The organism is Sphingobium sp. JS3065 (assembly GCF_026427355.1).
Lineage (GTDB): Bacteria > Pseudomonadota > Alphaproteobacteria > Sphingomonadales > Sphingomonadaceae > Sphingobium.
Map to the genome: position 1 here is coordinate 2,664,555 of NZ_CP102664.1, position 15,463 is coordinate 2,680,017.

12 protein-coding genes and 1 pseudogene are annotated in these 15,463 nt (G+C 64.6%); 8 read left to right on the plus strand and 5 right to left on the minus strand.

What is annotated here, in order from left to right:
- Nucleotides 1-83: 83 nt before the first annotated feature.
- The gene (locus NUH86_RS13050) at nt 84-1,391 is read left to right on the plus strand and encodes a dicarboxylate/amino acid:cation symporter (RefSeq protein WP_267249897.1); all 1,308 of its coding nucleotides are present in this window, start codon (nt 84-86) and stop codon (nt 1,389-1,391) included.
- On the opposite strand, the gene NUH86_RS13055 is transcribed toward NUH86_RS13050, so the two are convergent.
- The 5 genes from NUH86_RS13055 to NUH86_RS13075 form a co-directional block, all read right to left on the minus strand.
- A complete protein-coding gene (locus tag NUH86_RS13055; protein WP_267249898.1) occupies nt 1,384-1,566 on the minus strand; it encodes a hypothetical protein in 183 nt (60 codons plus the stop codon). The two genes, NUH86_RS13050 and NUH86_RS13055, sit on opposite strands and share 8 nt — an antisense overlap.
- A 5-nt stretch (nt 1,567-1,571) precedes the next feature.
- The gene (locus NUH86_RS13060) at nt 1,572-2,861 is read right to left on the minus strand and encodes an adenylosuccinate synthase (protein ID WP_267249899.1); all 1,290 of its coding nucleotides are present in this window, start codon (nt 2,859-2,861) and stop codon (nt 1,572-1,574) included.
- 130 nt (nt 2,862-2,991) lie between these two features.
- Entirely contained in the window at nt 2,992-4,122 is a 1,131-nt protein-coding gene (locus NUH86_RS13065) for an ATP phosphoribosyltransferase regulatory subunit (protein ID WP_267249900.1), read from the minus strand.
- 61 nt (nt 4,123-4,183) lie between these two features.
- A complete protein-coding gene (gene serA / locus NUH86_RS13070; protein WP_267249901.1) occupies nt 4,184-5,764 on the minus strand; it encodes a phosphoglycerate dehydrogenase in 1,581 nt (526 codons plus the stop codon).
- 123 nt (nt 5,765-5,887) lie between these two features.
- Nucleotides 5,888-7,045, minus strand: coding sequence for a phosphoserine transaminase (locus tag NUH86_RS13075; protein ID WP_267249902.1), 1,158 nt, complete (start codon nt 7,043-7,045; stop codon nt 5,888-5,890).
- Nucleotides 7,046-7,206: 161 nt separating this feature from the next.
- On the opposite strand from NUH86_RS13075, the gene NUH86_RS13080 reads away from it, so the two are divergent.
- The 7 genes and pseudogenes from NUH86_RS13080 (at nt 7,207) to NUH86_RS13110 (ending at nt 15,458) form a co-directional block, all read left to right on the plus strand.
- Entirely contained in the window at nt 7,207-7,902 is a 696-nt protein-coding gene (locus NUH86_RS13080) for an extensin family protein (protein WP_267249903.1), read from the plus strand.
- A gap of 41 nt (nt 7,903-7,943) precedes the next feature.
- Nucleotides 7,944-8,822: a TIGR00730 family Rossman fold protein gene (locus NUH86_RS13085; RefSeq protein ID WP_267249904.1), complete on the plus strand. Its 879-nt coding sequence runs from the start codon at nt 7,944-7,946 to the stop codon at nt 8,820-8,822.
- Nucleotides 8,823-9,166: 344 nt separating this feature from the next.
- Nucleotides 9,167-9,838: a pyrimidine 5'-nucleotidase gene (locus tag NUH86_RS13090; RefSeq protein WP_267249905.1), complete on the plus strand. Its 672-nt coding sequence runs from the start codon at nt 9,167-9,169 to the stop codon at nt 9,836-9,838.
- The gene (gene dapD, locus NUH86_RS13095) at nt 9,835-10,686 is read left to right on the plus strand and encodes a 2,3,4,5-tetrahydropyridine-2,6-dicarboxylate N-succinyltransferase (RefSeq protein ID WP_267249906.1); all 852 of its coding nucleotides are present in this window, start codon (nt 9,835-9,837) and stop codon (nt 10,684-10,686) included. Before NUH86_RS13090 ends, dapD begins: the two co-directional genes overlap by 4 nt.
- Before the next feature lie 182 nt (nt 10,687-10,868).
- Nucleotides 10,869-12,728, plus strand: coding sequence for an ABCB family ABC transporter ATP-binding protein/permease (locus NUH86_RS13100; protein ID WP_267252135.1), 1,860 nt, complete (start codon nt 10,869-10,871; stop codon nt 12,726-12,728).
- A 238-nt stretch (nt 12,729-12,966) separates the two neighbouring features.
- Nucleotides 12,967-13,950 (plus strand): TerC family protein, encoded by a 984-nt coding sequence (locus tag NUH86_RS13105; protein ID WP_267249907.1) that lies wholly within the window; start codon nt 12,967-12,969, stop codon nt 13,948-13,950.
- Between the two features lie 579 nt (nt 13,951-14,529).
- A pseudogene (locus NUH86_RS13110) lies at nt 14,530-15,458 on the plus strand (IS110 family transposase).
- Nucleotides 15,459-15,463: the final 5 nt, after the last annotated feature.

Here is a 15,463-nt window from a genome sequence, read left to right on the forward strand (position 1 = left end):
ATCCGCTTCGGGCGGAATGCGTCTCCCTCGCGCAACCGCATGCGGCGCGATCCGTTGAGCGGTCAGGCCAACAGGAGACGCCAATGACCAGCGACGCGCCCGAAGCCGAGCGGAAGACAGCGGCGCTATCCCTCCAGTGGCAGATGCTGGCGGGTTTCCTGACTGGGCTGTTGCTGGGCCTGGCCGTCTATATGACCGCGCCCGGTGCCGCCTGGGTCGATGGCGTCACCACCTATGTCACCCGACCCATTGGGCAGATATTCCTGCGGCTGCTGTTCATGCTGGTCATCCCGCTGCTGGTGTCCGCATTGATCGTCGGCATTGCCGAGATGGGGGAGTTGCGGTCGCTGCGCCGGATCGGTGTGCGGACCCTGGCCTATACGGTCGTCGTATCGGGCATCGCGGTCGTGTTGAGCCTGCTGCTCGTCAATCTGCTGCGTCCGGGCGGCGGGGTCGACGCCGCCCAGGCGCGGGCGATGCTGTCGGACGCCGGTCAGGGCGCGCAGGCGATCCTGGCGCGCAGCGGCGAGACGCCGACGGGCATGCAGGCGCTGTTGCGCATCATTCCCGACAATATCGTCGCGGCCATGGCCAACAACGACATATTGGCGGTCATGGTCTTCGCCCTGTTCTTCGGCATCGGGCTGGTGCTGGTGCGGACCGATCAGTCGCGCATCTTGCTGACGGCGATGGAGGGATTGTTCGAGGTGACGATGCGCCTGATCGGCATCGTCATCCGCCTGGCGCCGGTCGCCATCGCCTGCTTCATGTTCAACCTGGCCGCGCTGTTCGGCTGGGACTTGCTGGCGCGGCTGTCGGCCTATGTCGGGGTGGTGCTGCTGGCGCTTGCCATCCAGATGTTCGGCGTCTTCTCCCTGTTGATCGCGTTGCTGGCGAAGCGGTCGCCCCTGCGCTTCTTCGCGGCGGTGCAGGAGGCGACGGTCATGGCCTTCGCCACCGCTTCCTCCAACGCGACCCTGCCCACCGCTATCCGCGTGGCGGAGGAAAATCTGCACCTGCCGCGCCGCATCGCCCGCTTCGTCCTGACCATCGGCGCGACCGCCAACCAGAATGGGACGGCCATGTTCGAAGGCATCACCGTCCTGTTCCTGGCGCAATTTTTCGGCGTCGACCTGACCCTGATGCAGCAGGTCATGGTGATGCTGGTCTGCATATTGGGCGGCGTCGGCACCGCCGGGGTGCCCGCGGGATCGCTGCCGGTGGTGGCGATGATCCTGGGCATGGTCGGCGTGCCGGTGGAGGGGATCGGGCTGGTGCTGGGGGTCGACCGTTTCCTGGACATGTGCCGTACCGCGATCAACGTCACCGGCGATCTGGTCGCGGCGACGGTGATCGCGGCGGGCGAGGAAGAGGCGCGCCCTGCTATCTGAGCTTGGCGATATTCAGCCCGTCCTGCTTGGCGCGGGTCTTCACCGATTCCTCGCTGCGGGTCAGGGCCTTGGCGATCGCTTTCAGCGCCATGCCCTTCTTCGCCAGCGTGTGGAGCTTCTGCAACTCGTCCGCCGTCCAGGGTTGCTTGTGCCGCTCGAAGCGATCGCCCGCCATATCGATCAATCCGCGAAAGGATCGCGGACGAGGATGGTGTCCTCGCGCTCGGGGCTGGTGGAGACGAGCGTGACCGGGCAGCCGATCAGTTCCTCGATGCGGCGGATATATTTGATCGCCTGCGCCGGGAGTTCCGCCCAGCTACGAGCGCCCGCCGTCGTGTCCTGCCAACCTTCGATGCTTTCATAGACCGGCTCCGCCTTCGCCTGATCCTGCGCATGGGCGGGGAGATAGTCGAAGCTTTGGTCGCCGATCTTGTAGCCGACGCAGATCTTCAATTCCTCGAAACCGTCCAGCACGTCCAGCTTGGTGAGCGCGATGCCGGTGACGCCCGACACCGCGACCGACTGACGCACCAGCACCGCGTCGAACCAGCCGCAGCGGCGCTTGCGGCCCGTCACCGTGCCGAATTCATGGCCGCGTTCGCCCAGCCGCTGGCCGACGTCATTCTCCTGCTCGGTCGGGAAGGGACCGGAGCCGACGCGGGTGGTATAGGCCTTGACGATGCCCAGCACGAAGCCCGCGCCCGACGGGCCAAGGCCGGTGCCGCTGGCTGCCGTGCCCGCCACCGTGTTGGAGGAGGTGACGAACGGATAGGTGCCGTGGTCGATGTCGAGCAGGGTTCCCTGCGCGCCTTCGAACAGGATGCGCTTGCCTTCCGCCTTCGCCTTGTTGAGCGTCAGCCAGACGGGCTTGACGAAGGGCAGGATGAAGCCTGCGATGTCGCGCAATTCGGCCATCAGCGCTTCGCGGTCGATGGGCGCTTCGTTGAAACCGGCGCGCAGCGCGTCATGGTGCGCGGTCAGCCGGTCGAGCTGCGGCCCCAGATCGTCCAGATGGGCAAGGTCGCAGACGCGGATGGCGCGGCGGCCGACCTTATCCTCATAGGCCGGGCCGATGCCGCGGCGGGTGGTGCCGATCTTGCCCGCGCCCGACGCATCCTCGCGCAGGCCGTCGAGGTCGCGGTGGAAGGGCAGGATCAGCGGGCAGGTTTCCGCGATCTGGAGGTTTTCGGGGGTGATCTCCACGCCCTGGCCCTTCAGCTTCGCCACCTCGTCGCGGAAGTGCCAGGGGTCCAGCACGACGCCATTGCCGATCACCGACAGCGTGCCCCGCACGATGCCCGACGGGAGCAGCGAAAGCTTGTACACCTTCTCACCCACGACCAGCGTGTGGCCGGCATTGTGCCCGCCCTGGAAGCGGGCGACGACGTCGGCGCGCTCCGACAGCCAGTCGACGATCTTGCCCTTGCCTTCGTCACCCCATTGGGCGCCGATCACCGTAACATTTGCCACAGATACAGTCCTCCGCCCGCCGCGCGGACCGGCCATGCCCTTCGACGGGACTCGGCATGCCGGTGGGATCAAATGGGCGTGTCGCCCTGTTGCGGGGGCGCGTTAGCCGCGCTGCCCCGGTCCCGTCAAGTCAATAGGCGCGGGGTTCCGCGCCGTCGAGCCAGTGCGAGCAGCGCAGAGCCTCGCCATTTTCCTGTCCTGTCAGCGCGGCGACCGTCTGCCAGCCTTCCGCCCGCAACTGGACGGCGCGATCCGCGTCATGATGCAGGGGAAGGAACAGGCGCCTGGGCGCTTCGCCGCCGAAGCCCGCGTCGATCAGCGGATCGGGATAGAGGGAGAAGCCCATGGCCGGTTCCTCCGACCCGTCGGCGCGGATGATCGCATAGCTGCCGCCCCGGCCAATTTCGCCGGTGAAACCCTCTGCGAAGATGGAGAAGCCGAACCAGTTCTGATATTCGAAGCCATGGCGTTCGGTCGGGTCGAGCGTCAGGGTGATGTCCCAGCCGATGGGCTTGGCGATGGCGCGCAGGCCCGCGATGCGGCTGTCGATGGCGCCGCCAAGGTCGGCGTTCAGCGCCTCCAGCCGTTCCATCGCCGCGTGGAAGGGGCCGGTGCCCTCGATCAGCGGCAGATAGGCGGCGGCGGCCGGGCCGATGGCCGCGAGCGCGCCCGCATCCTTGGCGTCCAGTTCGGTGCGGACCGCCTCTATCTCTTCCGGGGCGAGCGGCAGAGGACCGGCGGCGAGCGCGTCGATCAGGTCCGGCAGGGTGAAGTCGATGGTGATGCCGGTGACGCCCGCCGCCTGCAGCGCTTCGATGGCGACGTTCACGATTTCCACGGCGGCTGCGACGCTGTCGCTGCCGATGAGTTCGGCACCGACCTGGAACCGTTCCCGCTCCGGCCGGAGCTGGTTGGCGCGCAGGCGGATGACGGGGCCGGCATAGGAAAGGCGCAGCGGGCGCGCGGCGGAGGCCAGGCGCGTGGCGGCGATGCGGCCGACCTGCGCGGTCATGTCCGGGCGCAGGGCCAGGCTGCGCTGCGACACCGGGTCGATGGCGCGGACGAGATCCTGCGCCTTCATCGATTTCAGGCGGCCGACCAGCGTGTCCTCAAACTCCGCGATGGGCGGCATGACGCGCTCATAGCCATGGCTGGCGACAGTATCGAGCACACGGCGCGCAAGCCGGGCGGAGGCCTCCGCCAGCGGCGGCAGGCGGTCGGAAAGCCCTTCAGGCAGGAGGCCGGATGGAATCGTGGTCATGGGCTGGCCTTTAGCGGATTATGCGCGCAAGGCCAGCCCGAACCATATCAGGCCCGAACCATCAGGCGAAGCGCAGCAGCTTCACCGTCTTGACGCCTGCCAGCTTGCAGATGTCGGCCAGAACGGTTTCCGTGACCGCGCCGTCGAGCGAAAGCAGCAGCACCGCTTCCCCGCCCTGATTGCGGCGGCCGAGGTGGAAGGTGCCGATGTTGACGTTCGCCTCACCCAGCGTCGAACCCAGGCGGCCGATGAAACCCGGCGCGTCCTGATTGACGATGTAGAGCATGTCCCCGGCAAGGTCGGCCTCCACCTTGATGCCGAACAGTTCGACGAGGCGCGCCTGCGCATTGCCGAACAGCGTGCCCGCGACCGACTTTTCGCCGCTTTCGGTCTTCACGGTGACGCGGACGAGGGTCTGATAGTCGCCCTCGCGGTCATGACGGACCTCACGAACATCGAGGCCGCGTTCCTTCGCCAGGAAGGGCGCGTTGACCATGTTCACCGTGTCCGAATAGACGCGCATCAGGCCCGCCAGCACCGCGGCGGTGATCGGCTTCTGGTTCAGTTCGGCGGCATGGCCCTCGACCTCTACCGAGACGCTCCGGATGCGGTCGCCTTCAAGCTGGCCGACCAGGCTGCCCAGTTCCTCCGCCAGCGCCATATAGGGCTTCAGCTTCGGGGCCTCCTCCGCCGACAGCGACGGCACGTTGAGGGCATTGGTGATGCCGCCGTCGAGCAGATAGTCGCTAAGCTGTTCGGCCACCTGCAACGCCACATTGACCTGCGCTTCGTCGGTCGATGCGCCCAGATGCGGGGTGCAGATGAAATTGGGGGTGCCGAACAGCGGCGATTCCTTGGCCGGTTCCTGCACGAACACGTCGAGCGCGGCGCCCGCGACATGGCCCGCATCCATCGCTTCCTTGAGTGCGGCTTCGTCGATCAGGCCGCCGCGGGCGCAGTTGATGATGCGCACGCCCTTCTTGGTCTTGGCGAGATTTTCCTTCGACAGGATGTTGCGGGTCTGGTCGGTCAGCGGCGTGTGCAGCGTGATGAAGTCCGCCTTCGCCAGCAGCGTGTCCAGATCGGCCTTTTCCACGCCCATTTCGACGGCGCGTTCCGGGGTCAGGAAGGGGTCGAACGCGACGACCTTCATCTTCAGGCCCAATGCGCGGCTGGCGACGATGGAGCCGATATTGCCCGCGCCGATCAGGCCCAGCGTCTTGCCGGTGACTTCCACGCCCATGAAGCCGTTCTTCGGCCACAGGCCCTGCTGCGTCTGGGCGTTGGCCTCCGGCAGTTGGCGGGCGAGCGCGAACATCAGCGCGATGGCATGTTCGGCGGTGGTGATCGAGTTGCCGAACGGGGTGTTCATCACGATCACGCCCTTGGACGAGGCGGCCGGGATGTCGACATTGTCGACGCCGATGCCGGCGCGGCCGATGACCTTCAGGTTGGTCGCGTGATCGAGGATATCCTTCGTCACCTTGGTCGAGCTGCGGATGGCGAGGCCGTCATATTGGCCGATGATCGCCTTCAGCTCTTCGGGGGTCTTGCCGGTGATTTCATCGACTTCCACGCCGCGTTCACGGAAGATCGCGGCGGCGCGGGGGTCCATCTTGTCGGAAATGAGGACTTTGGGCATGACGAATTGCCTTTCTTGCAATTCGTCATCCTGACGAAAGTCAGGATCTCAGGCAGCCAGGTTCGACCTAGAGGCCCGAGATCCCAGCTTTCGCTGGGATGACGGGAATATGGGGGATGTGTGTTAAGCAGCCTTCACGGTCGCATAAGCCCAGTCGAACCATGGACCGAGCGCCTCGATATCGGCGGTCTCGACCGTCGCGCCGCACCAGATGCGCAGGCCCGCCGGGGCGTCGCGATAGCCCGCGACGTCATAGGCGGCGCCTTCCTTCTCCAGCAGGGCGGCGAAGCTCTTGATGAAGGCTTCGTCCGCGCCCTCGACGGTCAGGCAGACGCTGGTGGTGGAGCGGGTCGCGGGATCGGCGGCGAGATGGCCGAGCCAGTCGCGTTCCTCGACGATCTTGTTCAGCGCCGCCGCATTGGCGTTGCTGCGCGCAATCAGGCCGGCGGCGCCGCCGATCGACTTGCCCCATTCCAGCGCGAAGATCGCATCCTCGACCGCCAGCATGGACGGGGTGTTGATCGTCTCGCCCTTGAACACGCCTTCGGCCAGCTTACCCTTCGACACGAGGCGGAACACCTTGGGCAACGGCCAGGCCGGGGTGTAATTCTCCAGACGCTCGACCGCGCGGGGGCCGAGGATCAGCACGCCATGGCCGCCCTCCCCGCCCAGCACCTTCTGCCAGGAGAAGGTGGCGACGTCGATCTTGGTCCAGTCGATGTCATAGGCGAAGACCGCGCTGGTGGCGTCGGCGAAGGTCAGCCCCTCGCGGTCGGCGGGGATCCAGTCGGCGTTCGGCACGCGCACGCCGGAGGTGGTGCCGTTCCAGGTGAACAGCACGTCATGGGCGAAGTTCACACCGTCCAGGTCGGGCAACTGGCCGTAATCGGCGCGGATGATCGTGGGGTCGAGCTTCAACTGCTTGGCGGCGTCCGTCACCCAGCCCTCGCCGAAGCTTTCCCAGGCCAGCGTCGTCACCGGGCGGGCGCCCAGCATGGTCCACATCGCCATTTCGAAGGCGCCGGTATCGGAACCGGGGACGATGCCGATGCGGTGGGTTTCGGGCAGGTTCAGCAGTTCGCGCATCAGGTCGATGCAATAAGCGAGGCGGGTCTTGCCGATCTTGGCGCGGTGCGAGCGGCCGAGGGATTCAGCGCTCAGCTTGTCGGCGCTCCAGCCTGGAGGCTTGGCGCAGGGACCGGAAGAAAAATAGGGGCGAGCTGGCTTGGTCGCGGGCTTCGCAGGCGCAATGGTGGCGTCTGCGGCAATCATATCAGTCATGGTATGCGTCTCCTTACAGAGAGCACGCGCGGCGTTGGGACCGCGTGGCCCGCTGGCCGCCCTAAAGATCGCGGAAGAAGAGTCAAGCTGAATGTCTGGATGCGATGAAACGTTGCCGCCGTTAACCCTTGGGCCAGCCGGACGTGGTAAATCATGCCGTCATGATCGAGCGGGTTTGGGGGAATGCGATCCTTCGCGGCATGGGTCTTGCGGCCCTGACGGCGACTGCGCTGACGCTGGCGGGCTGCGGCGGCGACCTGGTGCCGCGCGGGCGCGTGGAGCGGCATTCGAAGCCGGTCCGGACGGCGCGCCCCACCGCGCCGCCGCCGATGGAGTTGCGCCAGTGCATGGCGAAGCTGACATCCCAATCGGTGCTCTTCACCCCCCTGCCCGACCAGAATTTCGGCGGCGGATGCAGCGCGACGGGCAGCGTCAAGCTGATCGATATCGGCGTGCCCGCGACCAATCTGGGTGCGATGACATGTGGCCTTGCCGCCAATTTCGCGGCCTGGGCGCGCTATGGGGTCCAGCCCGCCGCCCGGCTGATCCTGGGAGCGGAGATCGAGCGGATCGAGACGTTCGGCACCTATAATTGCCGACCCATCGCGGGCAGCGGCAAGCTGTCCGAACATGCGCACAGCAACGCGGTCGACGTGTCCGCCTTCGTGCTGAGCGACGGGCGGCGCATTTCCATCGAAAAGGACTGGAACGGCGACAGGCGGACGCGCCAGTTTCTGGAAATCGTCCGCGCCAGCGCCTGCAAGCGGTTCCGCACCGTGCTCAGCCCGGATTACAACGCCGCGCATCACGATCATTTTCACTTCGATATGGGCGGAAAAGGTGGGTTTTGCCGATAAGCGGCTTGGCTTTGTCACCCCGGCATCCTACCTTTCCGGCAATGACCAGAAAAGAAATCGAGGAACGCAAGTTCCGCCCCGCCCGACAGGAAGCAGCCGACGCCCGGCTGAGGACGGAAACCCCGCAGACCAACAGCACCGCCTATCGCCTGGCCTTTCAGGACACGGATTTCCTGCTGCGGGAGGATTTGCGGCCAGTGCGGTTCCAGTTGGAACTGTTGAAGCCCCAATTGCTGATGGATGAGGCGAAGATCGAATCGACCTTCGTCTTCTACGGATCGGCGCGCATCCCCGAACCCGATCAGGCGCAGGTGCGGATCGACGCCGCCCCCACGCCGGAGCAGAAGCGCATCGCCGAAAATCTGGGTCGCAAGGCGCGCTATTATGAGGAGGCGCGCAAGCTGGCGCGGATCGCGGCGCAATATCCGGTGAACGCGGCGGGAGGCCGTCATTTCGTCGTCTGTTCGGGCGGTGGCCCCTCCATCATGGAGGCGGCCAATCGCGGCGCGGCGGATGTCGGCCAGACGACCATCGGCATGAACATCGTCCTGCCGCATGAACAGTCGCCCAATCGCTTCGTCACGCCGGAATTGAGCTTCCAGTTCCACTATTTCGCGCTGCGCAAGATGCATTTCCTGCTGCGGGCGCGGGCGCTGGCGGTGTTTCCGGGCGGCTTCGGCACGTTCGACGAGATGTTCGAACTGTTGACCCTGATCCAGACCGGCAAGATGAAGCCGATCCCGGTGCTGCTGTTCGGCAAGGAGTTCTGGACGCGGGTGGTGGATTTCGAGGCGCTGGCCGACGAAGGCGTGATCTCTCCGTCCGACCTCAACCTGCTGACCTGGGTGGAGACGGCCGAGGATGCGTGGGAGGCGGTGCAGGCCTTCTATCAGGACAGCGAAGTGCCGGGGTTCGGGTAATTCATCCTCGCCCCTTTAACGCCAAGCCTGCCCCCTCTTTCGCCTGACTGGCCGATTTGGGTGGAGAGCGGACGTTCAGTTTCCGTTCGGGCTGAGAGAAGTCGAAGGGCTTCCATGCTTCGCCTCCGCTCAGCAGAGCCCTTCGACTTCGCTCAGGGCGAACGGATATCTAATGTCCGCAACTGGCCATTCCACGACATTTTCGAATTTGTCCACGCGACCTGGTTCCGCCGTCTGATAAATGCACGACCGTCTGAACTTGGGCTCCTGCCTTCGCAGGAGCACGGCGGGGGGATGGGGCTATTGCCCTTGCCCTCCCCGTCGCACGGGACTAGGGCGCGGCCATGCGTCGCGACCTTGCCCATGTCGATACCTGGATCTTCGATCTGGACAATACGCTCTACCCGGCGAAGGCGGACCTGTTCGCGCTGATCGACGTGAAGATGGGCGAGTTCATCCAGGGCCTGCTCGGCTGCGATCCGGTCATCGCCAGGGAAACGCAGAAGCGCTATTTCCTGGAGCATGGCACGACCCTGTCAGGCCTGATGCACCATCACGGGATCGAGCCGCATGCCTTCCTGGACTATGTCCACGATATTTCGATGGACCGGCTGGAGGTCGACGAAGCGCTCAACGCCCATATCGCGGCGCTGCCGGGGCGGCGGCTGATCTTCACCAATGGCGACGGCGCCTATGCGACGCGAGTGCTGGACAGGCTGGGCCTGACCGGCGCGTTTGAGCTGATCCACGACATCCACGCCTGCCAATATGTGCCCAAGCCCGATCCGTCGGGCTATGCGGAACTGTGCCGGATGCATGCGGTCGATCCGGCCCGCGCCGCCTTTTTCGAGGATATGGCCCGCAACCTCAAGCCCGCCAAGGCGATCGGCATGACCACCATCTGGGTCAATAACGGCTCCGAAGCGGGCGATCACGAGCATCATCCCGATTTCATCGATTTCGAAACCGACCATCTGACGCCGTTTCTGGCGGATATCTTTGGGGAACAGCCATGAGCAACGAACTGATCGCGACCATCGACGCCGCCTGGGAGGACCGGGCCAATGTGAACCTGTCGACGCAGGGTGCGGTGCGCCAGGCGGTCGACAAGGCGCTGTCGATGCTGGACAGCGGCGAACTGCGCGTGGCCGAACCGACCGGTGCCGAGGGTTCGGGGGGCTGGCAGGTCAATCAGTGGGCGAAGAAGGCGGTGCTGCTGTCCTTCCGCCTGAACGACAATGTCATGATCGACAATGGGCCGGGCGCGGGCCATTGGTGGGACAAGGTGCCGAGCAAGTTCGCCGGATGGGACGAGGCCGCCTTCCGCGCCGCCGGGTTCCGCGCCGTGCCGGGCAGCTTCGCCCGCGCCGGTTCGCACATCGCGAAGAATGTGATCCTGATGCCCAGCTTCGTGAACATCGGCGCGTTCGTGGATGAAGGCACGATGGTCGATACCTGGGTGACGGTGGGTAGCTGCGCGCAGATCGGCAAGAATGTCCATCTGTCGGGCGGCGTCGGCATCGGCGGCGTGCTGGAGCCGTTGCAGGCCGATCCGGTGATCATCGAGGATGACTGCTTCATCGGCGCCCGTTCCGAAGTGGTGGAAGGCGTGCGCATCGGCAAGGGTTCGGTGCTGTCGATGGGCGTGTTCATCGGCCAGTCGACCAAGATTATCGACCGCGCCACCGGCGAAGTCTTCATGGGCGAAGTGCCGCCCTATTCGGTGGTCGTGCCGGGGTCGCTGCCCGGCAAGCCGCTGCCCGACGGCACGCCGGGGCCGAGCCTCTATTGCGCGGTGATCGTGAAGCGGGTCGACGCGCAGACGCGGTCGAAGACCGGGATCAACGAACTGCTGCGGGATTGACTCGCTGATTGCTCCCCTCCCTTTCAAGGGAGGGGTTGGGGGTGGGTCGCGAGCGGAGCGAGCGTTGCGCCGACCGGGAGGTTGCGGGCGACCGCTTCGCGGCCGCACCCACCCCTTCCCCCTCCCTGGAAGGGAGGGGCTTATAAGTGGCATTTGGCGCAGGCTCGCCCTACATAACCCCCATGCCGCCATCCACGCCCGACAATAGCCCCCTTCCGCCCGTCTGGGCGACGATGCGGCGTTTCCTCCCCTATCTCTGGCCCGCCGACGCCCCTGCGCTGCGGCGGCGCGTCGCCATCGCCATGGCGCTGGTGCTGATTGCGAAGGTCGTCAGCCTCGCCATGCCCTTCGCCTATAAGGGCGCGATCGACCGCATGACGCCGGGCATGGAATCAGGCGCGGGCCTGGCCGTCGCGCTGGTCGTCGCCTATGCGGGCGCGCGCTTCGGCAGCGTGCTGTTCGACAATCTGCGCAACGCCATTTTCGAACGGGTCGGGCAGGAAGCCGGGCGGCGGCTGGCCGATGACGTGTTCGTCCACCTGCACCGGCTGTCGCTGCGCTTCCATCTGGACCGGCGCACCGGGGCCGTCACCAAGATCGTGGAGCGCGGCACGAAGAGCATCGACACGATGCTCTATTTCCTGCTGTTCAACATCGCGCCGACGGTGCTGGAACTGGCGGCGGTCTGCGTCATCTTCTTCGTGAAATTCGGCCCCGGACTGGTCGCGGCGACGCTGGCGATGGTGGCGCTCTATATCTGGTTCACCCGGATGATCACCGAATGGCGCAACCAGCTTCGGCGCGACATGGTGGACATGGACACCAACGCCGTCGCCCATGCCGTCGACAGCCTGCTGAATTTCGAGACGGTCAAATATTTCGGCGCGGAGGAGCGCGAAGCGGCCCGCTATGCCAAGGCGATGCGGCGCTATGCCAATGCGGCGGTCAAGTCGGAGAACAGCCTGGCCTGGCTCAATATCGGCCAGTCGCTGATCACCAACCTGATGATGGCGGGGGCGATGGGCTATACCGTCTGGGGGTGGAGCCGGGGACAGTTCTCGACCGGCGACGTGGTGCTGGTGAACACGCTGCTGAGCCAGCTTTTCCGGCCATTGGACTTGCTGGGGATGGTCTATCGCACGATCCGGCAGGGGCTGATCGACATGGAGGCGATGTACAGGCTGATCGATACGCAGGCGGAGATCGCCGACGCGCCGGCCGCGCCGATGCTGCATGTGGAGGCGGGCGAAGTGCGTTTCGACCATGTGCATTTCGGTTACGATCCGGAACGCGAGATATTGCACGGGGTCAGCTTCACCGTGCCGGCGGGCAGGACATTGGCCATCGTCGGGCCTTCGGGCGCGGGCAAATCGACCATCGCGCGGCTGCTGTTCCGCTTCTACGACATTCAGGGCGGGCGGATCAGCATCGACGGGCAGGACATATCCGGCGTGACCCAGGCTTCGTTGCGTTCGACCATCGGGATCGTGCCGCAGGACATGGTGCTGTTCAACGATACGGTCGGCTATAATATCGGCTATGGCCGCGAAGGGGCGACGCAGGAAGAGATTGAGGCGGCGGCCAGGGCGGCGGCCATCCACGACTTCATCATGGGCCTGCCGCAGGGCTATGACACGCGGGTGGGCGAGCGGGGGCTGAAGCTTTCCGGGGGCGAGAAGCAGCGGGTGGCTATTGCCCGGACTTTGCTGAAAGACCCGCCGGTGCTGGTGCTGGACGAGGCGACCAGCGCGCTCGACAGCCGGACGGAGACGGAAATCCAGGACGTGCTGCGCAGCATAGCGCGCAAGCGGACGACCTTGATCGTCGCGCATCGGCTGTCCACCGTGGTCGACGCGGACGAGATCATCGTCATGGAGAAAGGGCGCATCGTCGAGCGCGGGCGGCACGGCGATCTGGTGCGGGCGGATGGGCTATACGCCGCCATGTGGGCGCGGCAGGCAACCGAGCGGAACGATATGCCGGTCGAGCCGGGGATCGAGGATATGTTCGAAGTGGTGGAAGCGCCCGGCGGCAGGGCGTGACTTGTCCAATTCCTTCCCATCGGGAGATGGGCAGGATTTAGACCTCCGTTGATTTTATACGCTTTTGCGTCTATTCTCCCCCTTGCGGACCGGGCCCCTCTGGCGCGCTTTTCCCAGCGCGTGATGTCGGACCGCATCGGACTATCCGATGCGATTGACGGCATGGCTTGATCCCTTTCCATCCATCGCAACGGATTCTCCGATCGACTTTTGTCGTTGAACGAGAGGAGCATAGCGCATGGAATTTCTCTTCACGGACTGGCTGGGGACACCGGCCTGGTTCTGGCTCGCCTTTTTCGCCATCGTCGTGGCGCTGACGGCGTTCGACCTCGGTTTCCTGCACAAGGAGAATAAGGAAATCGGCATCAGGGAGAGCCTGAAACTCTCCATTTTCTACGTCGGCATCGCCTGCGCTTTCGGCGCCTGGGTCTGGTTCGTGCGCGGGCCGGAGCCGGGGATGCAATATTTTACCGGTTTCTTCATCGAGAAGGCGCTGTCGATCGACAATGTCTTCGTCATCAGTCTGATCTTCACTTATTTCGCGATTCCGGCGAAATATCAGTATCGGGCGCTGCTGTGGGGCATCATCGGCGTGATCGTGCTGCGCGGCCTGATGATCGCGGGCGGGGCGATGCTGCTGCATCAGGCCTATTGGGTGATGTACCTGTTTGCAGCCTTCCTGATCTTCACCGGCATCAGGATGATGTTCGCGGACGACGAGCCGATGGATGTCGGCAAAAATCCGCTGATCCGCTTCATTTCAAGGCATATGCGGGTGACGCCGGAGCAGCATGGCGAGCATTTCCTGGCGCGCATGACCGATCCGAAGACCGGCAAGACGGTCGTGGCGGCGACCCCGCTGCTGCTGGCGCTGGTGGTGATCAATTTCGCCGACCTGATATTCGCGGTGGACAGCGTGCCCGCCATCTTCGCGATTACGACCGACATGTTCATCGTCTATACGTCGAACGTGATGGCGATATTGGGCCTGCGGGCGCTGTATTTCGCGCTGGCAGCGATGGTGCATCGCTTCCACTATCTGAAATATGCGCTGGCGGCGATCCTTGTGTTCATCGGGACGAAGATCTTCGTGGCGGACTTCCTGCTGGATGAAGGGAAATTCCCTCCGGCGCTGAGCCTGGGCGTGACCTTCGCGCTGATCGGCGCGGGTGTGGGATGGTCGTTGTGGAAGACGAGGGCAGAGGAGAAGCGGCTCGCCTAGCGGTGTGGGCAAATTCCGGGATCGGCGGGTTGGCCGGTTTGGGTGGAGGGCGGACGTTCAGTTTCCGTTCGCCCTGAGCCTGCCGAAGGGCCTTGCTAAGCGGAGGCGAAGCAAAGGGAGCCTCGCTTCGCTCGGCTGAAGGCTTCGACTTGCCGAAGGCAAGTTTATCCTGAGCGCCTGCCCTGGCAGGCAGTCGAAGGGCTCAGCCCGAACGGTTTTCTTGTGACCGTTAATGGCCATTTCCCGGCGTTCCGAATTGATCCCCGCCGCCTAGAGCGGTTTTCGATCTGATTGAATCAGATCGACCGCTCTATTCCTTTGTTTTACCGCGATTTCTTAAACGTCAGATGATGCCATCTGACTGGAAATCGCTTGTCTTATGACATTGCCATCCGTTTGGGTCATGCTGGATTGCCCGGGCCGGGGTGGCCACCCCGGCCCGGGCGGAAGGGGACGGATCGCAAAACCGCGGGTCGTTCAGGGACCGGGTTAGAGTAGGATCGCCCCTTTCTTTTCCATCAGGCCCGAACGGATACCAGGGTTTTGGACCCGGATGACAAGCATGGGACAGCGGAAAAGATGAGCGACAATCTACCACAGACGATCGGCATCGACATCTCCAAAGCGAGCCTTGATTGCCATGCCTACCCCGCCGGCTTCGAGCGCCAGTTCGCCAACACGGCCAGGGGCCACAAGGCGCTGATCGCCTGGCTACGACAATGGCCGGTCGAACGGATCGCCTATGAGGCAACCGGCACCTATCATCGCGCACTGGAGGCGGCGCTGACCAACTGGCCCTGTGTAAAGCTGCCCGGCGCTTCGCCCAGGCGACTGGCACGCTGGCCAAGACCGATCGCATTGACGCCATCCTGCTGGCTCGTATGGCCGCAACCTTGCAACCACCGGTCAGACCCGCTCGAAGCGCACAGCAGGCCCACATGGCGGAGCTCATCAATGCCCGCGACGGCCTGGTTCGTGACCGCACGGCGCTCAAGAATCGCGAGAAAAATCTCACCATCGCCTTTCTCAAGCGCCAGTGTCGCCAGCGGCTCGAACAAATCGATCGGCATCTCGAGGCTCTCGACACCGAGATCTCCAACCTGATCGCCGCCGATGCCGTACTTACGCGCCGGCACCAGATCCTGACCAGCATTGCGGGTGTGGGAACGCTGACCGCCAACCAGCTCATCGCCACCATGCCCGAACTCGGCAGCCTTGAGAACAAACAGGCCGCATCGCTTGCTGGTCTCGCCCCCGTCGCGCGACAGTCCGGACAATGGAAAGGCAAAAGCTTCATCCGTGGCGGACGCGCCAACGTGAGGCAGGCTCTCTATATGCCGGCACTCGTCGCCGCCCGATACAACCCTGACCTCAAGGCTAAGTATCAACAACTCGTCGACGCTGGGAAGCCCGCCAAAATCGCGATCACCGCCGTCATGCGAAAGCTCGTCGTCACCGCAAACGCACTGCTCAAGGCCGATAGGTGCTGGGCACAATCTCAGGGTTGACCATC

What these genes read in the sequence shown, in the direction of transcription:
- dapD (WP_267249906.1), top strand. Translation starts at nt 9,835, where the DNA reads ATGAGCAACGAACTGATCGCGACCATCGACGCCGCCTGGGAGGACCGG.
- NUH86_RS13100 (WP_267252135.1), top strand. Translation starts at nt 10,869, where the DNA reads ATGCCGCCATCCACGCCCGACAATAGCCCCCTTCCGCCCGTCTGGGCG.
- NUH86_RS13050 (WP_267249897.1), top strand. Translation starts at nt 84, where the DNA reads ATGACCAGCGACGCGCCCGAAGCCGAGCGGAAGACAGCGGCGCTATCC.
- NUH86_RS13105 (WP_267249907.1), top strand. Translation starts at nt 12,967, where the DNA reads ATGGAATTTCTCTTCACGGACTGGCTGGGGACACCGGCCTGGTTCTGG.
- NUH86_RS13055 (WP_267249898.1), bottom strand. Translation starts at nt 1,566, where the DNA reads ATGGCGGGCGATCGCTTCGAGCGGCACAAGCAACCCTGGACGGCGGAC.
- NUH86_RS13075 (WP_267249902.1), bottom strand. Translation starts at nt 7,045, where the DNA reads ATGACTGATATGATTGCCGCAGACGCCACCATTGCGCCTGCGAAGCCC.
- NUH86_RS13065 (WP_267249900.1), bottom strand. Translation starts at nt 4,122, where the DNA reads ATGACCACGATTCCATCCGGCCTCCTGCCTGAAGGGCTTTCCGACCGC.
- NUH86_RS13080 (WP_267249903.1), top strand. Translation starts at nt 7,207, where the DNA reads ATGATCGAGCGGGTTTGGGGGAATGCGATCCTTCGCGGCATGGGTCTT.
- serA (WP_267249901.1), bottom strand. Translation starts at nt 5,764, where the DNA reads ATGCCCAAAGTCCTCATTTCCGACAAGATGGACCCCCGCGCCGCCGCG.
- NUH86_RS13090 (WP_267249905.1), top strand. Translation starts at nt 9,167, where the DNA reads ATGCGTCGCGACCTTGCCCATGTCGATACCTGGATCTTCGATCTGGAC.
- NUH86_RS13085 (WP_267249904.1), top strand. Translation starts at nt 7,944, where the DNA reads ATGACCAGAAAAGAAATCGAGGAACGCAAGTTCCGCCCCGCCCGACAG.